We start from the raw sequence: 23,039 nt of genomic DNA, 5'->3' as shown, positions 1-23,039 counted from the left end.
CGGGTGCGGACTCGGACAGTGGCGTTGTTAGCGCTAACAAAATGGCGCATGCCGGCGTGCTGGGCGTTTCGTCACGCCCCTTCGGGGAGGGAGGCCGCGCGGGACGGATCAGCCCTTGGTGGCGCCCGCAGCGAGGCCGCCGATCAGCTGCCGCTCGGCGACGGCGTAGAACGCGAGGGCGGGGACCATGGCGAGCACGATGTAGGCGAGCACGAGCGCGTAGTCCGTCGAGTACTGGCCCTGGAACTGCTGGACTCCGACCGGGACCGTCTGCCATCGGGGGTCGTTGAACACCAGCAGCGGCAGGAAGAAGTTGTTCCAGCTCGCGACGATCGACAGCACCGATACCGTACCCAGCGCCGGACGCGCCATCGGCAGCAGGATCTTCCAGAAGAAGCGGAACCTGCCGCAGCCGTCCATGACGGCCGCCTCCTCGACCTCCGCCGGGATGGTCCGGAAGAAGCCCCGCAGAATGACGATCGTCATGGGGAGCCCGAAGGCCGCCTGCGGGAGGACCACTCCGAGCGGGTTGTCGAGCAGGCCGAAGGTGCGCAGGAGCAGGAACAGCGGCAGGACGGCCACCGCGAACGGGAACATGAGACCGATCGTGAACAGCGTGTAGAACAGCTCCCTGCCCCGGAAGGCGTAGCGGGCCAGTACGAAGGCCGCCATCGCGGACGCCGCCACCGTGCAGCACGCCGTGGCGATCGCGGTGCCCGCGCTGTTGGCGAGCTGCCGCCAGAACATCCCGTCGCCGAGGATGCCGGTGTAGTTGCCGGCCTTCCAGTGCTCGGGCAGGCCGAACGGGTTGGTCGTCAGCTCGCCGGTGCTCTTGAACCCGGAGATCACCGCGTAGACCAACGGCACGGCGACGAACGCGCCGATCAGCCAGACCACGGCGTGCAGCGACAGGGCTCGCACCGCCTTACGGGCCTTCATCGGCCGCCTCCCGAGGTGACCGCCCCGCTCAGGTCACGGCGCAGCGCGTACCGCTGGTAGAAGAGGGAGAAGATCAGACTGATCAAGAACAGCACCACGCTGAGCGCACTGGCATAGCCGACCTGGTAGCGCTTGAACCCGAACTGGAAAATCGAGATCGCCATCGTCTCGGAGGAGTGGTTGGGCCCGCCCGCGGTCATGACCCAGACGAGGTCGAAGAGTTGGACGGCCCCGATGACCGAAAGAAATGCGCTGATCCGGATCGTCGGGCCGAGCAGCGGCAGCGTCACGTGCCGGAAGCGGTGCCACGCGCCGGCGCCGTCGATGGCGGCGGCCTCGAGGATCTCGCCCGGGATGCCCTGCAGCCCGGCGAGGAAGAGCATCATGTGGAACCCGAAGTACTTCCAGGTCATGACCACGAACAGGGTCGGCAGGACCGTCGTGGGATCGGCGAGCCACCTGCCCTGCAGCCCCTCCAGGCCGAGGGCGCCCGCGAGGTGGTCCGCCATGCCGTCACCCGGCAGGAAGATCATGGAGAAGAGGACGGCCGTGACGACTTCGGACAGGACGTACGGCGCGAAGAACAGCATCCGGTAGACGGCCCGGCCGCGCAGCCGCTGATTGAGCAGGACCGCGGTGAAGAGCGCGAACGGCAACTGCACGGTGAGCGACAGGGTGATCAGGTACAGCCCGTGCCCGAGATCGCCGAGGAAGACCCGGTCGTCGAACAGCTTGGCGTAGTTCCGGAAGCCCACGAAGTCGTCCATGGGGCCGGCCCCGCCCCATGTGAAGAAGCCGGTGTAGACGGCGACGGCGATCGGGGCGAGGACGAAGACGAGGAAGAGGACCAGAGCCGGGGCGAGGAACCACGCGACCGACGCCCAGCTCCGCACCCCGCGCCGGGGCGGGCGCGCCGGGGTGGGCGGGCCCGCCGGCAGGACGTCCTGCGTCCGCTCCTCGGTCGGCGTGGACACGGAGCTAGGCACCCTTCGCAGCCTCGGTGATCGACTCGGCGACCTGCGCGGGGGTCTTCCTGCCGGCGAGGAGGGCGGCGACGCTGTCGTTGACCTCCTCGCCGACCGCCGGCGGGTACGCCTGGTCGAGGTAGAGCTGGAAGCCCGTCGCCCTGACCAGGCTGTCGGCCACCACCTTCCTGCTGGGGTCGGTGAGCCGGCTCTCCGCGCCCTTGACCACCGGCAGGTAGCCGTTGGAGGCCAGCAGCTTGGACTCGTTCTCCAGAACGAAGAACTTCAGGAAGTCCAGCGCCTCCTTCGGCGCGCCCTTGCGCAGCGCGAATCCGCCGCCGCCGCCGAGCACCTCGGTGACCTGACCGACGCCGCCGTCGACGATCGGGAAGGGGAAGAACCCCAGGTCAGCTCCGAGGTCGGCGCCGGCGTCCTTCTCCACCGACGGCCCCCACTGCCCCATCAACTCCATGGCGGCCTTGCCGTTGCCCATGGTCGCGGCCTGGCCGCCGGGCGTGGCGTAGCCGGCGCCGAGGAAGCCCGTCTGGAACGGCTGGAGGTCGACCAGTTCCTTGAGACGGGCGCCCGCCCGGACGAAGCCGGCGCCGGTGAAGTCCTTGGACGTCGCGGCCTCCTGCAAGGCCGGGAGCCCCGCGACGCGCATCGCGAGGTAGGCCCAGTAGAAGTGGCCGGGCCACTTCTCCTTGCCCGCGAGGGCGATCGGGGTCACGCCCGCCGCCTTGAGCTTCCGGACGTCTTCGAGGAGTTCGGCCCAGGTGGCCGGCGGAGCGGTGATCCCGGCCTTGGCGAAGAGCCTCTTGTTGTACCAGAAGCCGACCATGCCGACGTCGTACGGCACCCCGTAGGTCCGCCCCTCGAACTGGTAGGGCCGCAGCGAGACGGGGGTGAGCTCGGACGACCAGCCGAGCGCGTCGGTGAGGTCCTCGACCAGCCCGGCGTCGACCTGCTGCCGCAGCACGCCACCGCCCCAGGTCTGGAAGACGTCCGGCAGCCTGCCCGACGAAGTGGCGGCCGTCAGCTTGGACTTGAACGCCTCGTTCTCCAACGAGGTGGTCTTGACGGTGATGTCCGGGTGAGCAGCCGTGAACGCCGAGGAGATCTGCGGGAACAGGGACTTGCCGGGCTCCGTGGTGGCGATGTTCCACCACGCGAAGGCCACCTTGCCGCCGGCCGCAGATCCCGGGCCCGGGTCCCCGCCTCCGCAGGCCGCGGTCAGCGAGGCGGACAGAGCGGTCAGGCCCGAGAGAGCCAGGAAGCTACGTCGGGTCGGGGGTGTGCTGCCCATGGGACCTCCGGGGTGGGGGATGCCGGTTCGACTCCGAAAACATTTCGTAACTTTCTCGAATTCGTGCTGCCACAAACTAGGAACGCGGGGCCTGCCGGTCAACCCCTGCCGCCGAATTGCATGCAATGGACGCCCACTTGGAGCTTGACAACCCGCTCGCACCGACCGGAAACTCTTCGAAAGTTTGCGATATGTGTCGCCGGTCCAAGGCGTCCGCGCAGAGGAGCGAAGTTGAGTGAGCAGCGTCCGACCCTGGCCGTCATCGCCGCGGAGGCGGGGGTCTCCCAGGCCACCGTCTCCAAGGTGATCAACGGCCGCTCCGATGTCGCGCCCGCGACGCGCGAGAGGATCGAGGGCCTGCTGCGCACCCACAACTACCTGCCCCCCGGCCGGCAGGGACGAGCGCGCAGGTCCGGCCTGGTCGATCTGATCATCGGCGGACTGGACAGCGCGTGGGCGGTGGAGATACTGCGCGGCGTCGAGGCCGAGTGCGCCCGGCGGGGCGTGGGCACCGTCGTGTCCCTCCTCCCGCCGGGCGAGGCCACGCCGTCGAGCTGGGCCCAACTGCCGGTCCTGCACCACAGCGACGGCGTCATCCTCGTCACCGCCTCCGTCACCCAGGCACAGCGCACCCAGGTGGAACGGGCGGGGGTGGCGCTGGTCGTCATCGACCCGATCGACCTGCCGGGCCATGGTGTGCCGAGCATCGGCGCGACCAACTGGGCGGGCGGCCTCGCCGCCACCGAGCACCTGCTGGAGCTGGGGCACCGCCGGATCGCCGCGATCGGCGGGCGCAAGGAGATGCTCTGCAGCCAGGCCCGCATCGACGGGTACCGGGCCGCGCTGGAGCGGGCCGGCATCGAGGTCGACCGCGAGCTGATCCGGTTCGGCGACTTCCAGCACGAGGGCGGGTTCCGGCGGGCCCGGGAACTGCTCGCCCTCCCCGAGCCGCCGACCGCCGTCTTCGCCGGCAGCGACCAGCAGGCGATGGGCGTCTACGAGGCAGCCCGGCAGGCCGGGTTGAGGGTCCCGCAGGACCTCAGCGTCATCGGGTTCGACGACCTGCCTATGTGCGGATGGCTGTCTCCGCCGCTGACGACGGTGCGCCAGCCGCTGGAGGAGATGGGCCAGCTCGCCGCCCGCACGCTCTTCCAGCTCCTGGACGGCCAGCCCCTGGTCAGCCCCCGGATGGAGCTCTCGACCGAACTCAAGGTCCGGCTCTCCACCGCCCCACCCCGTCCCTAGGAGGACTCCTTGACCGAGCCCTGGCGCGACCCCCTCCTGCCCGTGTCCGTACGGGTCGCCGATCTGCTGGAGCGGATGTCCCTGGAGGAGAAGGCGGCCCAGCTCACCGGGTTCTGGGCGCTGCCCTCGGATCCGGGGACGCCGGTGGCGCCGATCGAGGACGACTCCGGCGAGTCCGCGCCCGGTCTCGACGACATCGTGGGCCACGGGCTCGGCCAGCTCACCCGGATCTTCGGCACCGCTCCGGTCACCGCGGAAGCCGGGATGGAGCGGCTCGCCTCGCTCCAGCGCCAGGTCACCGGATCCGGCCGGTTCGGGATTCCGGCCCTCGCGCACGAGGAGTGCCTGACCGGGTTCATGACCGCGGGGGCGACGGTCTTCCCCGCGCCCCTGGCCTGGGGCGCGTCCTTCGATCCCGGGCTCGTGCGCCGGATGGCCGCCGCCATCGGGACGGGGATGCGGCGGGTCGGCGTCCACCAGGGGCTGGCTCCGGTCCTCGACGTGGTCCGCGACTACCGGTGGGGCAGGACCGAGGAGTGCATCGGCGAGGACCCCTACCTCGTCGGAGCGATCGGCACCGCCTACGTGCAGGGCTTGGAGGGCGCCGGGATCGTGGCGACGCTCAAGCACTTCGCCGGGTACTCGGCCTCGCGCGGCGGCCGGAACATGGCGCCCGTCGCCTCGGGGCCGCGCGAATTCAGCGACGTGCTGGTCGAGCCCTTCGTACGGGCCCTGCGCGAGGGAGGCGCCCGATCGGTGATGAACAGCTACACCGACGTGGACGGCGTCCCGGTGGCAGCCGACGAACGGCTGCTGACCGGGCTGCTCAGGGGCGAGCTCGGTTTCAGCGGTGTGGTCGTCGCCGACTACTACGCCGTCTCCTTCCTGGAGACCCGGCACGGCGTCGCCGGATCGCGCGGCGCGGCCGGTGCGCTGGCGCTGACCGCCGGAATCGACGTCGAACTGCCCACGGCCCGCTGCTACGGCGAGCCGCTCACCGAACTCGTGCGGTCGGGAAGCCTCTCCGCGGAGCTCGTCGACCGGGCCGCGGAACGGGTCCTGCGGCAGAAGGCCGAACTCGGCCTGCTCGACCCCGACTGGGAACCCGTCAAGGCCGAGCCCGTCGACCTCGACCCGCCGGACAACCGGGAACTGGCCAGGCTCCTGGCCGAACGGTCCACCGTGCTGCTCGCCAACGACGGCACCCTGCCGCTGGAGCCGTGCCGGGTGGCGGTCAGCGGGCCCTACGCCGACGACCCCCGTGCCTTCCTCGGCTGCTACTCCTTCCCCAACCACGTCGCGCCGCCGGGCGATCCCGGGCTGGAGATCCCGACGCTCGGCCAGGCGCTCACCGCCGCCGGGTTCACGGTCACGACGGACGATCCGGACGTGAACGTGCTGGTGCTCGGGGACCGGGCCGGCATGTTCGGCCGGGGCACCTCCGGCGAGGGCTGCGACGCCGAGACCCTCGATCTGCCCGGCGACCAGGCCGCGCTCGCCTCCGCCGTGCTGGACTCCGGGGTGCCGACCGTGCTGCTCCTCGTCTCCGGACGGCCCTACGCGCTCGGCACGTTGGCCGAGCGCGCAGCGGCCGTGGTGCAGGCCTTCTTCCCCGGCGAGGAGGGCGGGACGGCGCTGGCCCGGATCATCAGCGGGGCCGCGGAACCGTCCGGGCGGCTGCCCGTCTCGATCCCCCGCCGGGGCGGCGGGCAGCCCGGCACGTACCTGCACGCCAGGCTCGGCGGGCGCACCGACTGGAGCTCGGTGGACCCGACCCCGCTGTTCCCCTTCGGACACGGGCTGAGCTGGACCCGCTTCACCTTCTCGGACCTCGCGGTGGATCCCGTCGCCGCGACGGACGGGTCCGTCGCCGTGTCGGCCACCGTACGCAACGTCGGCGACGTGGCCGGGACCGAGGTGGTGCAGCTGTACCTCTCGGACCCCGTGGCGTCCGTCGTCCGGCCGCAGCGGTGGCTCGCGGGATTCGCCAGGGTGGAACTGCCACCGGGCGCGGCCGCCCGGGTCGCCTTCTCCGTCCATGCCGACCGGACTTCCTTCACCGGGCTCGACCTGCGCAGGAGAGTGGAGCCCGGGGAGATCCGCGTGGCCGTCGGACGCTCCAGCGGCGATCTTCCGCTCCGGGGCACCTTCACGCTCCGGGGACCGGTGCGCCACCCGGCGGCCGACCGTGTGCTGTCCGTGCCGGTCGAGACCGTCCCGCTGCCATGACCGGCTTCCTCGGCGATCCCGTGCTGCCGGGCTTCCGGCCCGACCCGTCCGTCTGCCGGGCGGGGGCGGACTACTACCTGGTGACGTCCAGCTTCGAGTGGTTCCCGGGCCTTCCCGTGTTCCACAGCCGCGATCTCGTGAACTGGCGGCGCATCGGCTCCGCCCTCGACCGGGCGGCCGCGCTCGACCTCGCCGGGTGCGCGCCCTCGCGGGGCCTGTTCGCACCGACGATCCGCTACCACGACGGCGTCTTCCACCTCGTCTGCACGCTGATGGACGGCCCCGGCCATTTCGTCGTCACGGCGGCCGATCCCGCGGGGCCCTGGTCGCGACCGCACTGGCTGGACGGCGAGGGCTTCGACCCGTCGCTGTTCTTCGACGACGGGCGGGGCGACGGCGACGGCCGGGCCTGGTTCACGGCCGCCCGCGTGGTGGACGAGGCCGCCGGACGCACCGAGATCTGGATGCGCGAGTACCTCCCCCGCGAACGACGGCTCACGGGACCCGAGCACGTCCTGTGGCGGGGGAGCCACCCGGGCGCCCGGTGGTCGGAAGCCCCGCACCTCTACAAGGTCGACGGCAGCTACCTCCTGCTCACCGCCGAGGGCGGTACGGACGTGGACCACAGCGTGGTGGCCGCCCGCGCCGACCAGGTGACCGGCCCGTACGAGGGCGCACCCGGCAACCCGGTACTCCCACCCGCAACCGGCCCCGTCACCTGCACGGGGCACGCCGACCTCGTCCTGACCCCGCACGGGGACTGGCGGGCCGTCCTTCTGGGCGTCCGACCGGGCTCCGCCATCGGCCGCGAGACCTTCCTCAGCCGGGTCACCTGGGACGAGGGCTGGCCGGTCTTCTCCCCCGTCGTCCACACCGCCCCTCGCCGCCCCGTCCACGACGGCTTCGCCACCCTCTCCCCCGACTGGAGCACCCTGCGCACCCCGCCCTCGCGGTTCTGGACCACCGGCGACGGACTACGCCTGCGGCTCCGCCCCGAGCGCCTGGGCGAACGCACCACCCCGTCCCTGCTGGCCCGCCCCCAGGAACATCCCGACTGCGACGTCTCCACCGAACTGCACTTCACCCCCGCCGCGCCGGGCGAACAGGCGGGCCTCGCCGTGGTCCTCGACGACGACGCCCATCTCGTCCTCCTCCGCACGACGGCAGGACTCACCCTCCGCCGCGGGTCCGAGGTCCTGGCCGGCGTTCCCGTCCCGCCGGGTCCCGTGCTCCTGGGAGCCCGCATCCGGGGCTTCACCCACACCTTCGCCCACGCGGCGCGCGACGGCACCTGGCGGGACCTGGCCACCGTCGAAGCCGCCTTCCTCACCCCGCTGTTCACCAGCGTCCAGCTCGGCCTCTACGCCACCTCCGACGGCCGCCCTTCCACCAACCAGGCGCACTTCCCCTGGTTCGCCCTCGCGTACCCGTGCGGGCGGGAACCACCGGGACGCGGGCGCCCGTGACCTGTGATGCCGGTGTCGGTCCGGGGCCCCGCCCGCCGATCAGGCCGGCGTGGGCAGATCGGGGGCGGACTCGCGCACGGTCAGGCGGGTCGGGAGGATCAACGGGCTGGGGCGGTGTCCTTCGATGGCGCTGACCAGCATCCGGGCCATCTCCTGCCCCAGCGCCCGGACCGGCTGATGGACCGTGGTCAGCGGCGGGCTGGTGTGCCGGGCGCTGGCCAGGTCGTCGAAGCCGATCACCGCGACGTCCTCGGGCACCCGGAGCCCGCGTTCCCGCAAGGTGCGCAGAGCGCCGATGGCCATGGCGTCGGAGGCGGCGAAGACCGCGTCGGGGCGCGCTCGGAGCAGCCGCTCCATCGCCCCGGCGCCGCCGTCCTCGGTGAACTGCCCGGGCTCGACCCCGAGCAGCGACAGGCCGGACAGGGTCAGACCGTCGGTGAACCCCTGCTCCCGCGCGACCGAGGCCCCGGCGTCCACCTGTCCGGTGATCATGACGGGGCGCCGGCGCCCGGTCCGCGCGAAGTGCTCGGCAGCCAGCCGGGCACCGCCCCGGTTGTCGGCGTCCACGTACCACGTCGGCTCCCCGGAGAGCGGGCGACCGCCGAAGACGACGGGGAGAGCGACCTCCTCGCACAGGCGCCCCAGGGGGTCGTCACCGCGCAGTGCCATCAGCATGACGCCGTCGGCCCGGCGGGAGCGCAGCAACCGCTCGAACCTCTCCCGGCCGCGCGGGGTGTTGGCCAGCAGCAGGACCAGTTCGAGTTCGGTCGGCTCCAGCGCCGCGCTGACGCCGACGACGACCTCCGCGAAGAACGGGTCGGCGAACAGCCCCGGCTCGTCGCTGGAGAGGGCCAGCACCACCGCTCCGACCTTGCGGGTCGCCAGGGCCTGCGCAGCCGGATTCGGCACGAAAGACAGCTCGCGCACCGCGCGTTGGACCGCCTCCCGCTTGGCGCGGCTCACGTGCGGGGCGTTGTTGATCACCCGGGAGGCCGCCGTGCGCGACACCCCGGCTCGTGCGGCCACCTCGTCGAGAGTCGGCATGCGCTTGGGCGACGGCTCCATGGCGACCTGCTCCTCGTGCTCACGCGGACGGCGAACAGCGGCCATGATTCCATGCCCCGCACCGGCTCCGGACCTGCACAGGGGCCCCGTCCTCGGTCTCGTTCCGGCAGCGCTTCCAACTTGTGGCGCCATCAAGTGGGCCGGGACTGTTTCGCGTTCAACCTATTGACACACGCTCGTAACGAACCCAATCATCCCAACAGCGCGATCCGACCCTCCCCCAAACTGGAAGCGCTTCCACACTTCCCCACCTCCCGGAGGAAGATCCACCATGCGCACCTCCTTGCGAGCCGTGTCGGCTCTGCTGGCCGGCGTCCTCGGCACCGGTCTCGCCCTGATCGGCGCCGGTGCGGCGTACGCGGCCGACCCGACCACCATGACCAGCGGCTTCTACACCGACCCCGACAACTCCGCCCTGCGGTGGAGCGACGCGAACCCGGGCGACGGGCGGGCGGCGGCGATCCGGACGTCCATCGGCCGCACCCCGGCCGCCCGTTGGTTCGGCAACTGGAGCGGCGACATCGGCGCGGCCACCGGCGCGTACGTCGGCCGTGCGGACTCCCTCGACAAGTTGCCGGTCCTGGTCGCGTACAACATCCCCAACCGGGACGTCTGCGCCGGCCACTCCGGCGGCGGCGCCGGCAGCCGCGCCGCGTACGACGCCTGGATCGCCGCCTTCGCCTCGGGCATCGGCAACCGCCCGGCCGTCGTCGTCCTCGAACCCGACGCGCTCGGCCACGAGAGCTGTATGACGGCCGCTCAGATCGCCGAACGCAACGCCATGTTGAAGAACGCGATCGCCCAGTTCCAGGCCAAGGCCCCCCACACCTGGGTCTACCTCGACGCGGGGAACCCCGGCTGGATCGGAGCCTCGACCATGGCACAGCAGCTGGCCGCCGCCGGCGTCGGCGGGGCCCGCGGTTTCGTGCTGAACGTCTCCAACTACTTCACCACGGACCAGAACACCGCCTACGGCAACGCGGTCAACTCCGCCCTCGGCTCCTACGGCTACACGAAGCCGTTCGTCGTCGACACCAGCCGCAACGGCAACGGCTCCAACGGGCAGTGGTGCAACCCCGCGGGCCGCCGGATCGGTACCCCGAGCCAGCGCGGCGGAGGCGGCGCCGAGATGCTGCTGTGGATCAAGCTCCCCGGCGAGTCCGACGGCAACTGCGGCGTCGGTGCCGGCTCCTCGGCCGGGCAGTTCCTGCCCGAGGTCGCCTACAAGATGATCTACGGCTACTGAACCCGCTCACCGCAGGACGGACCCCCACCGGAGGAAACCCCGTGCGCACACCCCTGCACCGCCGGGCCCTGGCAGCGAGCGCACTCGTGCTGCTGCTGGGCGCCGCCGCCCCGGTCCCCGCCGAGGCGAGCTCCGTGCCGGCCTCCCACACGCTTCCCGCGAACACCCGCTTCTCCGTCGGTCCCGACGGCGACGCGGCCCACCAGGCAGTCTCCGATCTCCTCCACGGGGACTTCGAGGGCGCCACGGCCATGGCGAAGCTGGCCAGTTGGCCGGAGGCCGCCTGGTTCACCGACGGCACCCCCGCGCAGGTCGAGTCCCGCGTACGCGATCTCGTGCGCCGTGCCGGGCGGACCCGGACCGTCCCCGTCCTGGTGGCCTACAACATCCCGCTGCGCGACTGCTCCCAGTACTCCTCGGGAGGGGCGCAGTCGGACGCCGCGTACCAGGCCTGGATCAGCGCCTTCGCCCGAGGACTCGGCAGCAGCAAGGCCGTCGTCGTCCTCGAACCCGACGGGTTGGCCAACCTCCCCTCCGACTGCGGTCCCGACAGCGACCCCACCGGCGCCCTCACCACCGGGCGCATGGCCGACCTCAACCACGCGGTCGACGCCCTGGCGCGTCAGCCGAACAGCGTCGTGTACCTGGATGCCGGCAACAGCCACTGGCGCAGTGTCGGCGACATCACGCGGCGGCTGCTCCAGGCCGGTGTCACCCGTACCCGGGGCCTCTCCCTCAACGTCTCCAACTACCTGGCCACCGGTCTGTCCACGCATTACGGCACCTGGGTCTCCCAGTGCCTGTGGTTCGCCACCAAGGGGCCGGACCGGGGCCGGGGGCACCCCGAGTGGTGCGCGAGCCAGTACTACTCCCCCGCGGCACCCAACGACGGGCAGACCGGCAACTCCGTGTCCGTGGACGATCCGTCCACCTGGCACTGGACCGACCGGTGGTTCCGGCAGAACGTCGGCACCCCGCCCACGGAGGAGCTCGTCCACCTCGTCGTCGACACCAGCCGCAACGGCCGGGGCGCCTGGACGCCGCCGGCGGGCAAGTACAGCGGCGACCCGCAGACCTGGTGCAACGCCCCCGGTCGCGGCATCGGCGACCGGCCGACCGCCGACACCCGCGTCCCGCTGGTCGACGCCTACCTGTGGATCAAGACCGTCGGCCAGTCCGACGGCCAGTGCAACCGCAGCGTCCCCGGCGGGACCATCGACCCGGAGTACGGCATCGTCGATCCCGCGGCCGGGGTGTGGTGGCCGGAGCAGGCCGCGTCCCTCGTCCGGAACGCCGATCCCGCACTGGAGTTCAACACGGTCCTGCGCTGACCGACTCCTCTCCACCCCCTGGTTTGCGTCGCCCACGCGGATCCACCCGCAACGCTCCGATCCTTCCGTGATCCAACGTCCTGGAGGTTCTTTCATGGGCTCACACGCCACTCCCCGCACCCCCGTCCGCCGGAGGACCGGCGGACTCCGCGCGGCCCTGGCCGTCGCCCTCCTCGGTACCGCCGCAGCGCTGGCCGCGCCGGTGACCTCGCACGCCGCGGAAAGCACGCTCGGCCGCGCGGCAGCGCAGAGCGGCCGGTACTTCGGCGCCGCCATCGCCTCGGGCCGGCTGGGCGACTCGGCGTACACGACGATCGCGGGCCGCGAGTTCAACTCGGTGACGCCCGAGAACGAGATGAAGATCGACGCCACCGAGCCCCAGCAGGGCCGGTTCAGCTTCGCCGCCGGCGACCGCGTCTACAACTGGGCGGTACAGAACGGCAAGCAGGTACGCGGCCACACCCTGGCCTGGCACTCCCAGCAGCCCGGCTGGATGCAGAACCTCAGCGGCAGCCGGCTGCGCCAGGCGATGGTCAACCACATCAACGGGGTGATGGGCCACTACAAGGGCAAGCTCGTCCAGTGGGACGTGGTCAACGAAGCCTTCGCCGACGGCAGTTCGGGCGCCCGCCGCGACTCCAACCTGCAGCGCACCGGCAACGACTGGATCGAGGCCGCCTTCCGCACCGCCCGCGCCGCCGACCCGGCCGCCAAGCTCTGCTACAACGACTACAACATCGAGAACTGGACCTGGGCCAAGACCCAGGCGGTGTACGCCATGGTCCGGGACTTCAAGCAGCGCGGCGTGCCGATCGACTGCGTCGGCTTCCAGTCCCACTTCAACAACGACAGCCCGTACCACAGCAACTTCCGCACCACCCTGCAGAGCTTCGCCGCCCTCGGCGTCGACGTGGCCGTCACCGAGCTCGACATCCAGGGCGCCTCGGCCACGACCTACGCCAACGTGACGGACGACTGCCTGGCCGTCCGGCGCTGCCTGGGCATCACCGTCTGGGGTGTGCGCGACACGGACTCCTGGCGATCGGACCAGTCGCCCCTGCTGTTCGACGGCAGCGGCAACAAGAAGCCCGCCTACGGCTCCGTGCTGAGCGCCCTCAACGCCGGCTCCTCGATGCCCCCGTCGCCCGGCCAGGGGCAGATCAAGGGCGTCGGTTCGGGCCGCTGCGTGGACGTACCCGGTGCCGGCACGGCCGACGGTACCCAGGTCACCCTGTGGGACTGCAACAACGGCACCAACCAGCAGTGGACGTACACCCCCGAGGGCGAGTTCCGGGTCTACGGCACCAAGTGCCTGGACGCCGCCGGCACCGGCAACGGCGCCAAGGTCCAGATCTACAGCTGCTGGGGCGGCGCCAACCAGAAGTGGCGCCTGAACTCCGACGGCTCCGTCGTCGGGGTCCAGTCCGGCCTCTGCCTCGACGCCGTCGGCAACGGCACCGCCAACGGCACCCTGATCCAGCTCTATTCCTGCTCGAGCGACGGCAACCAGCGCTGGACCCGTACGTGAACTGATCAGTGCCCCTGGAACGCGCTCTGCCCGCCGTCCCCGAGGGGCGGCGGGCAGAGCGTTCTCGGGCGGGCGTTCAGGAGCAGGGTGCTCCGTTGAGCGTGTAGCGCGCCGGGACCGCGTTGGTGCCCGAGTACGTCGCCTGGAAGCCGAAGCTCGCGCTGCCGCCGGGGGCCAGCGTGCCGTTCCAGCCGGCGTCCCGGGCGGTGACCGCGCTGCCCGACTGGGTCACCGTGGCGTTCCAGGCGTTGCCGATCCGCTGGTCACCCGCGAAGCTCCAGCCCAGGGCCCAGCCGGAGACCGCCGCGGTTCCGGTGTTCCGCACGGTCACCGTCGCCGTGAAGCCGTTGCCCCAGGCGTTGTCGATCCGGTACGCCACCGTGCAGGAGGCCGCTGGCGCGTCGTCGTCCGCCTCCGCCGCCGTGAACGACGCGCTCTGCACGCCGGGGCCGCCGACCGCGAAGGTCGCACTGCCCGCCAACGCGTCGGCATCCTGCGCGGCAGAGACCGCAACCCTTTGCACCGTCGCCCAGTTCGCCGGGGTGAACACCAGCGTCGCGGCCGCCGACAGGTCCTCGTCCCCGGACGTCCGGGCCACCGCCACCGTGACGTTCTGCGCGGGCGCGGCCGAGAGCCGCACGTCCACCGGCGCCGAACCGCCCTCCGGGACGGTCACGGCCACCGGTGCCACCTGCACCGCGGGCACCGCAGGGGCGCCGCGCCGCTCGGCCGCGAAGGCCGACAGCCAGGCCAGCGAGGCGTTCCAGTTGACGGCCACCTCGTTCGTGGAATAGGAGCCGATGTCGTCCACGTAGCACGCCGCCGGCGCGCAGCCCTGGAGCTTCTCCCTGGCCACCGGGTCCTCCAGCCCCGCGTTCGGGCCGCCCGCGAGGGAACCGGCCGGCGGGTGCGGCAGCGAGGCGTCGTTCTGGTGCGCCCAGAACCGGTGGTGCTGGTTCTGGGCGTGGCGCTCGCCGTAGCCGGTGACGTAGGAGAGGTCGAGTGCGTTGCGGCCCAGCAGGTAGTCCAGGGACTCCAGCGCTCCCGTCCGGTACCGCTGCTGACCGGTGAGCTCGTACGCCACGGCCAGCACCATCGCGTTGTTGGCGACCGAGCTGTTGGAGCCCCAGACGTACCCGGTGGCGGGGAGCGGCACCGCGTAGCCCTGGCCGGCCATGGCGGACAGGTGGCCGTCGGCGGCCGTGGTCAGCAGACCGCGCAGCCGGGCCACGTCGTCGGCGGGCAGGGCCACGCCGGGGACGGTGGCGAGGGTGATGCGACCGAGCGTCGCGGTGCCGCCCCAGTAGAACGCGTCGACGGGCTCGGTGTGGTGGGCGGAGGAGGTGACGGCGTCCCGGTACTGCGACTCGCCGGTGGTGGCCAGGAGTTCGGCCGCCGCCCAGTAGAACTCGTCGGAGACGTCCGCGTCCTCGTACGCACCGCCGCCGGTGCTGTCGGACGCCGGGGCGAGCACGTTCGGGTTCGCCCTGGCGGCCGTCCAGGCGCGGCGGGCCGCGTCCAGGCAGCGCGCGGCGAACGCGGCGTCGTACGGCGCGTACACCCGGGCGCACTGCGCGGCCGAGGCCGCCAGGTTCAGCGTCGCGGCCGTCGACGGCTTGTGCAGCTCGCGCTGTTCGGGGTCGAGTTCGGGCCGGGTGGGCAGGGCGGTCCACTGGGCGTCGTGCACCTTGTGGAAGGCCATTCCGGCCATCGGCTTCCCGGCCGGAACCTGCATCCGCAACAGGAACTCCAGCTCCCAACGGGCCTCGTCCAGCACGTCCGGCAGGCCGTTGCCACGCTCCGGCACGCGCAGCGTCGCGTCCCCGAGGGCTGCGTCGCCGCCCGAACGGTGCGCCCGCTCGAAGGAGTTGACCATCTCCCAGACGGATATGCCGCCGTTGACCACGTACTTGCCGTGGTCGCCCGCGTCGTACCAGCCGCCGCGCACGTCGAGCCGGTAGTCGCATACGCCGGCCTGACAGGGGACGCTGGTGTCACCCTTGTTGGGGGCCACGCCCAGGTGGCCGGCCGGGCGGGCATAGGCGGCGCCGCCGGCCAGGGCGGCGTCGATCGCGATGCCGCTGCGCTGCTGGTAGAAGAACGACATGCTGTCGGCGCGCAGTCCGTCGTACAGGGCGGCGGAGACGTCGAAGGGGTGGCTGCTCCGGCCGTCGACGACCAGGGTGAAGCCGGTGCCGGTGCCGGCGTACGCGCCGAAGTCCACCAGGTGCGTGGACTCGCCGGAGGCCTGGTCGGAGCCGTGCACGGTGGTGGTGCCGGAGGCGGCCACCGCGCCCGAGCCGTCCCGCAGTTGCCAGGCGACCGGGGTGGTCGCAGGGCTGACCACGGTGGCCCGCTTCGGGCCGTCGGGTAGGTAGCCGAGCTGGTTGACCCGGATGGATGTGCCGGCGGCGGTCACGGGGCCGGCGGCCGCGACCGGAACGGTCAGGGCGTTCGTGGACAGGGCGCCGACGGCCAGCGTCAGGCCGGTGAGCACGGCTGCCGCGCGACGCGGCACGCTGCGGGTGGAGGTGACAGGAGGCACGGGTGGAGCCTTCCTTGGTGGGCTGGAGATAGATGTGGGAGCGCTCCCATCAAGCCAGCCCTCGAATGGCCCCGTCAAGACCCGCGGTTGCAGGGGGAGTTGACCGACGGCGCTACGGGTAGTCGACCGGCACGGCGCTGCGCGCCCGGCCCGCCGGCCCCGGCCTCAGACGCCCCGGGCGTGCGGGACGTTGCCGTAATAGGCGTCCGGCCCGTGCTTGCGGGTGAAGTGCCGCTCCAGCAGATGCCCCGGCGGCTCCGAGGTGCCCCCGAGGCGGGACCCCAGCACCAGCGTGTGCAGCGCCATCTCCGCCACGGCCTCGCAGACGACGGCGTTCTCCAGCGCGGCCTTCGCGGTGGCACCCCAGGTGAAGGGGCCGTGCCGCGAGACGAGCGCTCCGGGGACCTCCTCGGCCCGACGGGGGTCCCCGTCCAGCCGGGCGACGATCACCTGCCCGGTGTTGTACTCGTAGTCCTGCGCGCACTGCTCGGCGGTGAGGTCCGCCGTCACGGGCACGGGGCCGTTGAAGGTGTCGGCGTGCGTCGTACCGAGCACGGGGATCGGGCGGCGCGCCTGGGCGAAGGCGACGGCGTGCGCCGAGTGCGTGTGGGTGATGCCACCGATGGAGGGGAAGGCGCGGTAGAGGCACCGGTGGGTCTCGGTGTCGGTGGACGGCCTGAGGTGCCCGTCCACGACCCGCCCGTCCTCCAGCGCCACCACCACCAGGTCCTCCTCGGTGAGGTCGGCGTAGGAGACCCCGGACGGCTTGATGACGAAGACACCGGCGTCTCGATCCACTCCGCTGACGTTTCCCCAGGTGAGGGTGGCCAGGCCGGCCTCCGGGATGCGCAGGTTGGCCGCGAGCACCTCGCGACGGAGGTCCTTGAGGCTGGTCTCGCTCACTGCATTCTCTCCGTCTCTCCGACAGGGCCCGGCGGTCCCTGACCCCCGTGGAATTGTGAGCGCTAACAAGCACAGATCTCAAGGCCTAAGAGACGGATTCCTGTCCACACCCTGCAGTCAACGCTGCATAATGTGAACGCCAACATCCATATCTGGTCGACAACCTCCGGTCAGCTCCGCGACGTGTACCGACCGCGGGTGGTTCGATACCTTGAGGGAAGGCCGCTCGATGAGGAAAGGAAGAGCGTTGACCCAGCTCCCAGACGTCTCGCGCGCGCCCACGATGACGGACGTCGCGCGCGTCGCCGGCGTGTCCCACCAGACCGTTTCACGGGTGCTCAGCGACCACCCGAACGTCAGCGCCAAGACCCGGGCCGCGGTGACCCAGGTCATCGAGCAGCTGGGGTACCGCCGCAACTCGGCGGCCCGGGCCCTGGCCACCCGCCGGACCCACACCCTGGGCGTCATCGCGGTGAACACCACCCTGCACGGGCCCGCCAGCACCGTGGCGGGAGTCCAGGAGGCGGCTCGGGACCGGGGGTACCTGACGTCGGCCGTCACGCTCCGGACCGCCACGCAGACGGCTCTCGCCGAGGCCATGCAGCACCTCGCCGGATGGGGCGTGGAGGGGATCGTCGCCGTCACTCCCCAGCGCGCCGCCGTGCGGGCCCTGGCGGCATTGGAAGCACCGTGCCCGGTGGTCACCGTCGAAGGGGGCCACACCCTGGACCTGCCGGGGGTGTCCCTGGACCAGAACCTCGGCGCCCGCCTGATCACGGAACACCTCCTCGCCTCGGGCCACTCCACCGTGTGGCACGTCGCAGGCCCTGCCGACTGGCTCGAGAGCGAGGCCCGCACGCAGGGCTGGGAGGAAGCGCTGCGCGATGCCGGCGCCGAGGTGCCACCGCTGCTGCGCGGCGACTGGAGTCCGCTGTCGGGATACCAGGCCGGCCAGCAGCTCGCGGGGCGGGTACGGGCGTCACGAGGCCGGGGCGCGGGCCTCACCGCGGTGTTCGTCGCCAACGACCAGATGGCCCTCGGCGTCCTGAGGGCCTTGCGGGAAGCGGGCCTGCGCACGCCGGAGGACGTGGCCGTGGCCGGCTTCGACGACATCCCCGAGGCGGAGTTCTTCCCACCCCCGCTGACGACGATCCGTCAGGACTTCGCCTCACTGGGCCGCGACAGCATCGGCCTGCTCCTGGACCACATCGAAGGCCGGGCCGAGGAGTCGACCCACCTGGTGGTGGCGCCCGAGCTCATCGTGCGCGCCAGTACGGCCCGCAGGGTCGCCCCACCCGGCGAATGACCCCCACCCCCCGCGCGCGACGGCGCGACGGCCCACCGCCCTACCGGAGCGGCGCGCGGGGCCTCGGGGACGGCGGGGCCCCGGACCGCGAGGGGTCTCGGGCTCCGGAGCGGAGCCCGAGCCCGAGCCGGAGTCAGTCGGCGGCGGGGCGGCGGCCGCTCATCAGGCGTTGCAGCACGATGAACACGAGCAGCAGGGCGCCGATGACGATCCGGGTCCACCAGGAGCTGAGCGTTCCCTCGAAGGTGACGACCGTCTGGATCATGCCGAGGACGAGCACGCCGAGAGCGGTGCCCAGGACGAAGCCGGAGCCTCCGGTCAGCAGCGTGCCGCCGATCACGGTGGCGGCGATCGCGTCGAGTTCCATGCCCATGGCGTGGAGGGCGTAGCCGGAGAGCATGTAGAAGGTCAGCAGCAGGCCGCCGAGTGCGGAGCACAGGCCGCTGACGGCGTACACGGCGATCTTGGTGGAGCCCACCGGAAGACCCATCAGGCGTGCGGAGGACTCGCTGCCTCCCAGCGCGTACACGTTGCGCCCGAAGCGCGTGTGGTGCAGCACGACGAAGGCGGTCACCAGCATGGCCAGGGCGATGACCACCGGGATCGAGACGAAGAGTCCTCCCGGGCCGTACAGTCGGGTCTGCGCGATCGACACCGTGGTGGGATCGCTGATCGTGATGGATCCGGTGCTGATCGTGTAGCAGAGCCCGCGGGCGAGGAACATGCCGGCCAGGGTGACGATGAACGGCTGGATCTCGAAGGTGTGGATGATCCAGCCCATCAGCGTCCCGCTCGCGGCGCCGACCAGCAGGACCAGCGGGACGACGGCGGCCAGGGGCCAGCCGTGCGACTCGACCAGCCAGGCGGTGAGCGTGGTCGACAGGGCCACCATCGAGCCGACGGAGAGGTCGATGCCGCCGGTGAGGATGACGAAGGTCGCCCCGACGGCGACGACCAGGAGGAATCCGTTGTCGATCAGCAGGTTCAGCACGACCTGCCCCGAGAGGAAGCCCTCGTAGCGCACCGACCCGACGCCGAACATGACGACCAGCAGGACGGCCGTCACGATCAGCGGGATACGGGTGCGGGTGCGCGGGGACACGGTCGCGAAGGGGTGACCGAGGTGCGCGGCGGCGCTCGCGATGCCGGTGCTCATGCGCGTACCTCCTGCTGCTGCGGGGCGGCGCCCGCCGTGGTGTGGGATCGGGGAGTCCTGCGGCGGCGCAGGACCTTGGCCCGGAAGACCGGGGACTGCACGAGGCAGACGGCGATGACGACGAAGGCCTTGAAGACGAGGGTGGTCTCGGGCGGGACGCCGAGGGTGTAGACGGTGGTGGACAGGGTCTGGATGATCAGGGCGCCCAGGACGGTGCCGCCGAGGGAGAAGCGTCCTCCGGTCAGGGCGGTGCCGCCGACGACGACGGCGAGGATCGCGTCGAGTTCGATCCACAGGCCCGCGTTGTTGCCGTCGGCGCTGGAGACGTTGGAGCTGATCATCAGTCCCGCGACGGCGGCACACAGCGCGCTGAAGACGTAGACCAGGGCGAGCAGGCCGCCGGCGCGGATGCCGACGAGCCGGCTGGCGGCGGGGTTGCCGCCCACGGACTCGATGAGCAGGCCGAGGGCGCTGCGACGGGCGACGAAGCCGGTGAGCGCGACGAGGGCGCCGGCCAGGAGGACCGCGAACGGGAAGGTCAGCCAGTAGCCGCCGCCGATCATCTTGTAGGGGGCGCTGGTCACCGTGGTGATCTGGCCGCCGGTGATCAGCTGGGCGACGCCGCGTCCCGCCACCATGAGGATCAAGGTGGCCACGATGGGCTGCACTCCCAGCCCGGACACCAGGAAGCCGTTGGCGAGACCCAGGGCGAGCGCCACGCCGAGCGCGAGGGCCACGGCCGTGAGCACCGTGGCGACGCTGCCGGGCTCCGCGGCGGTGGAGATGTGCCCGCAGGCGACGGCGCCGGCGATGGCGACGGTGGACCCCACGGAGAGGTCGATGCCCCGGGTGGCGATGACGAGGGTCATGCCGAGCGCCACGAGGGTGAGCGGCGCGCCGAACTGGAGGATGTCGACGAGGCTGCCGTAGAGGTGGTCGTCGCGTACGCGGACGGAGAAGAAGTCGTGGTCGAACGCGAGGTTGCCGAGGAGCAGCACGAGCAGGACGAGCGTGGGCCACAGCAGGCGGTGGCCGGCCAGTCGTCTCCCGATTCCGCCGGCCGGCTCGGGCTTGGCAGGCTGGGTGGTCATGAGTCCGCTCCGGTGGCGATGGTCGTGAGGATGCGTTCGGGAGTGACGGTGTCGTCGTTCGTGAGCGTGGCCACCATGCGGTGGTCGCGGAGCACGGCGATGCGGTGGCTCAGGCGCAGGACCTCTTCGAGTTCCGCCGAGATGAACAGCACGGCGGTCCCTTCGCCGGCCAGGCGGGCCACGAGTTTCTGGATCTCCGCCTTGGCCCCGATGTCGATGCCGCGGGTGGGTTCGTCGAGGATCAGGAGCCGGGGTGCGGTCAGCAGCCAACGCGCGAGGACGACCTTCTGCTGGTTGCCTCCGCTGAGGTGGCGTACCTGCGCTTCGGGGTCGGCGGGGCGGATGTCCAGGGTTTCGATCCAGTGCCGTGCCAGTTCGTCCTGCTTCGTGCGGGTCAGCGGCCTGGTCCAGCCGCGGGCGGCCTGCAGCGCGAGGGTGATGTTCTCGCGGACCGTGAGTTCACCCACCAGGCCCTCGGACTTGCGGTTCTCGGAACAGAACGCGATGCCGTGGGCGATGGCGTGGCGGGGGGTGCGCAGGAGCACCTTCCTGCCCTCGATGCTCACGTCGCCGGCGTCCGCGCCGTCCGCGCCGAACAGCAGGCGCGCCACTTCGGTGCGGCCCGAACCCAGGAGGCCGGCCAGTCCGATGACCTCGCCGGCGTGGATGTCGAGGTCGTACGGATCGATCGAGCCGGTGCGGGTGAGCGCCCGCGCCCGGAGGAACGGCCCGCCGGTCACCCGTCCGGCCGCTTCCTCGTGGGCCCGGACGGACAACTGGTCGAGGGTGGCCAGTTCTCCGCCGATCATGCGCTGAACGAGCGTCACCGGGGTGAGTTCGCCGATGGGGTACTCGCCCTCCAGGCGGCCGTTGCGCAGGACGGTGACGCGGTCGCAGAGATCGAACACCTGGTCGAGGAAGTGCGTGACGAACAGGATGGCCGCCCCGCGGTCACGCAGGCGCCGCACCAGCGTGAAGAGCTGGGCGACCTCCTCGCGATCCAGGCTGGAGGTGGGTTCGTCCAGGACGAGCACCTTCGCCGACACGTCCACCGCCCGGACGATGGCGACCAGTTGCTGCACCGCGAGGGAGTGCGAACCGAGCAGACCGGTGACGTCCAGGTCGAGGTCCAGTTCCGTCAGCAGCTCGGCCGCCCTCCGGCGCATCGCGGACCAGTGGACGAGGCCGAAGCGGCGCGGTTCGCGCCCGATGAGGATGTTCTCGGCGACCGAGATGTTCGGGCAGAGGTTGACCTCCTGGTAGACGGTGCTGATCCCGGCCTGCTGCGCCTGGAGCGGGTCCCCGAAGGCGTGGGGCCGGCCGTCGACGAGGATGGTGCCGCCGTCGGCGGGGTGCACACCGGTGAGCACCTTGATCAAGGTGGACTTCCCGGCACCGTTCTCGCCCATCAGGGCGTGCACCTCACCGGGGAAGAGCCGCAGGCCGACTCCGTCGAGGGCGAGCACGCCCGGGAACTGCTTGCGGATGCCCTGGGCCTCCAGGACCGGCCGCGGGCCGCCGGCGTCCGTGGGCCGCGGGGTGGACGGGGATGCCATCCGCCTTCCTCTCATGGGTGGGGGCTGGAGCGGGCTCCGGACGGCGGAGGAGGAACCGGGGCCGGACCCTCCTCCCGCGGGCGGAGGAGGAACCGGGGCCGGACCCTCCTTCCGCGCCGGAACCGGCCGTTTCAGTAGTTCCGGGAGGGCAGCGCGGCCGCGGCCTTGTCCTGCGGGAAGACGCCCTCCCGGGTCTCGACCCGGGGCGGCACGCTCTGCCCGGCCGCGACCTTCTTGGTCAGCTCCATCAGCTGGTCGCCGAGCAGCGGGTTGCACTCCACCACGACGTTGATCTTGCCCTCGGTCATCGCGACGAAGGCGTCCTTGATCCCGTCCACCGAGATCACCTTGATGTCCGTGCCGGGCTTCCTGCCCGACTCCTCTATGGCCTGGATGGCGCCGAGGGCCATGTCGTCGTTGTGGGCGTAGAGGACGTCGATGTCCTTCTGGGACTTCAGGAACGCCTGCATGACCTCCTTGCCCTTGGCGCGGGTGAAGTCGCCCGACTGGGAGGCCACGATCTTGAACTTGGCGTCGCCCTTGATGACGTCGGCGAAGCCGGCCTTGCGGTCGTTCGCGGGGGCGGAGCCCGTGGTGCCCTGCAGTTCGACGATGTTGACCGGGCCCGGCTTGCCGGCGTACGCACTGGTCAGCCACTCGCCCGCGGACTTGCCCTCCTTGACGAAGTCCGAGCCCAGGAAGGTCTTGTAGAGGGTCGTGTCCTTGGTGTCCACGGCGCGGTCGGTGAGGATGACCGGGATACCCGCGTCCCGGGCCTCCTTCAGCACCGTGTCCCAGCCGGACTCCACGACCGGCGAGAAGGCGATGACGTCGACCTTCTGCTGGATGAAGGTGCGGATCGCCTTGATCTGGTTCTCCTGCTTCTGCTGCGCGTCGGAGAACTTGAGGGTGATCCCGGCCTTCTTCGCGGCCTCCTGGACGGACCTGGTGTTGGCGGTGCGCCAACCGCTCTCGGCGCCGACCTGGGCGAAGCCGAGCGTGATCGCCTTGCCGGATCCCTTCCTGGTTCCCGGGGCGGAGCCGGTGTCGGGGCCCTGGGTCGAGCAGGCGGTCAACGCCGCGGAGGCGAGAAGGGCGGCGGTGAGGACGAGGGCTGTTCTGCGAGCCATGGCGGGTGTCCTTTCGAGGGGGTACGGAAGAG

Annotated in this window: 17 protein-coding genes; 7 read left to right on the top strand and 10 right to left on the bottom strand. The window is 71.7% G+C overall.

The window, feature by feature from the left end:
• Window positions 1-108: 108 nt before the first annotated feature.
• The 3 genes from IF43_RS0101000 to IF43_RS0100990 form a co-directional block, all read right to left on the bottom strand.
• Entirely contained in the window at window positions 109-939 is an 831-nt protein-coding gene (locus tag IF43_RS0101000) for a carbohydrate ABC transporter permease (protein ID WP_030192685.1), read from the bottom strand.
• Entirely contained in the window at window positions 936-1,832 is an 897-nt protein-coding gene (locus tag IF43_RS0100995) for a carbohydrate ABC transporter permease (RefSeq protein ID WP_234331911.1), read from the bottom strand. Before IF43_RS0100995 ends, IF43_RS0101000 begins: the two co-directional genes overlap by 4 nt.
• A gap of 85 nt (window positions 1,833-1,917) precedes the next feature.
• The gene (locus tag IF43_RS0100990; protein ID WP_030192681.1) at window positions 1,918-3,210 is read right to left on the bottom strand and encodes an extracellular solute-binding protein; all 1,293 of its coding nucleotides are present in this window, start codon (window positions 3,208-3,210) and stop codon (window positions 1,918-1,920) included.
• A 231-nt stretch (window positions 3,211-3,441) separates the two neighbouring features.
• Here IF43_RS0100990 and IF43_RS0100985 point away from each other — a divergent pair, with 231 nt between their 5' ends.
• Genes IF43_RS0100985 through IF43_RS0100975 form a run of 3 tightly spaced genes read left to right on the top strand, consistent with a single transcriptional unit; the run spans window position 3,442 to window position 8,150 of the window.
• A complete protein-coding gene (locus tag IF43_RS0100985; RefSeq protein WP_030192679.1) occupies window positions 3,442-4,455 on the top strand; it encodes a LacI family DNA-binding transcriptional regulator in 1,014 nt (337 codons plus the stop codon).
• Window positions 4,456-4,464: 9 nt separating this feature from the next.
• Window positions 4,465-6,684, top strand: a complete 2,220-nt coding sequence (locus IF43_RS0100980; RefSeq protein ID WP_030192677.1) for a glycoside hydrolase family 3 N-terminal domain-containing protein — start codon at window positions 4,465-4,467, stop codon at window positions 6,682-6,684.
• Window positions 6,681-8,150: a glycoside hydrolase family 43 protein gene (locus IF43_RS0100975; protein ID WP_030192676.1), complete on the top strand. Its 1,470-nt coding sequence runs from the start codon at window positions 6,681-6,683 to the stop codon at window positions 8,148-8,150. The genes IF43_RS0100980 and IF43_RS0100975 overlap by 4 nt, the downstream gene beginning before the upstream one ends.
• 39 nt (window positions 8,151-8,189) lie before the next feature.
• Here the strand turns inward: IF43_RS0100975 and IF43_RS0100970 are convergent, their stop codons facing one another.
• The gene (locus IF43_RS0100970; RefSeq protein ID WP_234331910.1) at window positions 8,190-9,260 is read right to left on the bottom strand and encodes a LacI family DNA-binding transcriptional regulator; all 1,071 of its coding nucleotides are present in this window, start codon (window positions 9,258-9,260) and stop codon (window positions 8,190-8,192) included.
• A 226-nt stretch (window positions 9,261-9,486) separates the two neighbouring features.
• On the opposite strand from IF43_RS0100970, the gene IF43_RS0100965 reads away from it, so the two are divergent.
• The 3 genes from IF43_RS0100965 to IF43_RS0100955 all read left to right on the top strand — a co-directional run bounded on the left by IF43_RS0100965 (window position 9,487) and on the right by IF43_RS0100955 (window position 13,320).
• Window positions 9,487-10,461 (top strand): glycoside hydrolase family 6 protein, encoded by a 975-nt coding sequence (locus IF43_RS0100965; protein WP_030192674.1) that lies wholly within the window; start codon window positions 9,487-9,489, stop codon window positions 10,459-10,461.
• 41 nt (window positions 10,462-10,502) lie between these two features.
• Window positions 10,503-11,792, top strand: a complete 1,290-nt coding sequence (locus tag IF43_RS0100960) for a glycoside hydrolase family 6 protein (protein WP_030192673.1) — start codon at window positions 10,503-10,505, stop codon at window positions 11,790-11,792.
• 94 nt (window positions 11,793-11,886) lie between these two features.
• Window positions 11,887-13,320 carry an endo-1,4-beta-xylanase gene (locus tag IF43_RS0100955; RefSeq protein ID WP_030192672.1) on the top strand — a complete coding sequence of 478 codons (1,434 nt, stop codon included), beginning with the start codon at window positions 11,887-11,889 and terminating at the stop codon, window positions 13,318-13,320.
• A gap of 76 nt (window positions 13,321-13,396) precedes the next feature.
• On the opposite strand, the gene IF43_RS0100950 is transcribed toward IF43_RS0100955, so the two are convergent.
• Together IF43_RS0100950 and araD are read right to left on the bottom strand one after the other, a co-directional pair.
• Window positions 13,397-15,865: a glycoside hydrolase family 9 protein gene (locus IF43_RS0100950; RefSeq protein WP_030192668.1), complete on the bottom strand. Its 2,469-nt coding sequence runs from the start codon at window positions 15,863-15,865 to the stop codon at window positions 13,397-13,399.
• 165 nt (window positions 15,866-16,030) lie between these two features.
• A complete protein-coding gene (gene araD, locus IF43_RS0100945) occupies window positions 16,031-16,768 on the bottom strand; it encodes an L-ribulose-5-phosphate 4-epimerase AraD (protein ID WP_030192667.1) in 738 nt (245 codons plus the stop codon).
• 247 nt (window positions 16,769-17,015) lie between these two features.
• On the opposite strand from araD, the gene IF43_RS0100940 reads away from it, so the two are divergent.
• Window positions 17,016-18,074, top strand: a complete 1,059-nt coding sequence (locus IF43_RS0100940; protein WP_030192664.1) for a LacI family DNA-binding transcriptional regulator — start codon at window positions 17,016-17,018, stop codon at window positions 18,072-18,074.
• Window positions 18,075-18,207: 133 nt separating this feature from the next.
• Here IF43_RS0100940 and yjfF read toward each other — a convergent pair whose 3' ends face one another.
• The 4 genes from yjfF to IF43_RS0100920 form a co-directional block, all read right to left on the bottom strand.
• On the bottom strand, window positions 18,208-19,230 hold the full coding sequence (gene yjfF / locus IF43_RS0100935; RefSeq protein ID WP_078909828.1) for a galactofuranose ABC transporter, permease protein YjfF: 1,023 nt from the start codon (window positions 19,228-19,230) through the stop codon (window positions 18,208-18,210).
• Window positions 19,227-20,321 carry an ABC transporter permease gene (locus tag IF43_RS0100930; protein WP_030192660.1) on the bottom strand — a complete coding sequence of 365 codons (1,095 nt, stop codon included), beginning with the start codon at window positions 20,319-20,321 and terminating at the stop codon, window positions 19,227-19,229. The genes yjfF and IF43_RS0100930 overlap by 4 nt, the downstream gene beginning before the upstream one ends.
• Window positions 20,318-21,877 carry a sugar ABC transporter ATP-binding protein gene (locus IF43_RS0100925; RefSeq protein WP_030192658.1) on the bottom strand — a complete coding sequence of 520 codons (1,560 nt, stop codon included), beginning with the start codon at window positions 21,875-21,877 and terminating at the stop codon, window positions 20,318-20,320. Before IF43_RS0100925 ends, IF43_RS0100930 begins: the two co-directional genes overlap by 4 nt.
• Before the next feature lie 131 nt (window positions 21,878-22,008).
• Complete coding sequence (locus tag IF43_RS0100920; protein ID WP_030192656.1) at window positions 22,009-23,007, bottom strand: ABC transporter substrate-binding protein; 999 nt, start codon at window positions 23,005-23,007, stop codon at window positions 22,009-22,011.
• Window positions 23,008-23,039: the final 32 nt, after the last annotated feature.

This window comes from Streptomyces sp. NRRL S-87, assembly GCF_000719335.1.
Lineage (GTDB): Bacteria > Actinomycetota > Actinomycetes > Streptomycetales > Streptomycetaceae > Streptomyces.
The sequence above is the reverse complement of the archived record's forward strand: the minus strand, read 5'-3'. Positions and strand labels throughout refer to the sequence as shown.

Bases quoted from the DNA above. Each gene is read 5' to 3' on its own strand.
- IF43_RS0101000 (WP_030192685.1), bottom strand. From the start codon at position 939: ATGAAGGCCCGTAAGGCGGTGCGAGCCCTGTCGCTGCACGCCGTGGTC.
- IF43_RS0100990 (WP_030192681.1), bottom strand. From the start codon at position 3,210: ATGGGCAGCACACCCCCGACCCGACGTAGCTTCCTGGCTCTCTCGGGC.
- IF43_RS0100975 (WP_030192676.1), top strand. From the start codon at position 6,681: ATGACCGGCTTCCTCGGCGATCCCGTGCTGCCGGGCTTCCGGCCCGAC.
- IF43_RS0100970 (WP_234331910.1), bottom strand. From the start codon at position 9,260: ATGGCCGCTGTTCGCCGTCCGCGTGAGCACGAGGAGCAGGTCGCCATG.
- IF43_RS0100965 (WP_030192674.1), top strand. From the start codon at position 9,487: ATGCGCACCTCCTTGCGAGCCGTGTCGGCTCTGCTGGCCGGCGTCCTC.
- IF43_RS0100955 (WP_030192672.1), top strand. From the start codon at position 11,887: ATGGGCTCACACGCCACTCCCCGCACCCCCGTCCGCCGGAGGACCGGC.
- yjfF (WP_078909828.1), bottom strand. From the start codon at position 19,230: ATGAGCACCGGCATCGCGAGCGCCGCCGCGCACCTCGGTCACCCCTTC.
- IF43_RS0100930 (WP_030192660.1), bottom strand. From the start codon at position 20,321: ATGACCACCCAGCCTGCCAAGCCCGAGCCGGCCGGCGGAATCGGGAGA.
- IF43_RS0100925 (WP_030192658.1), bottom strand. From the start codon at position 21,877: ATGGCATCCCCGTCCACCCCGCGGCCCACGGACGCCGGCGGCCCGCGG.
- IF43_RS0100920 (WP_030192656.1), bottom strand. From the start codon at position 23,007: ATGGCTCGCAGAACAGCCCTCGTCCTCACCGCCGCCCTTCTCGCCTCC.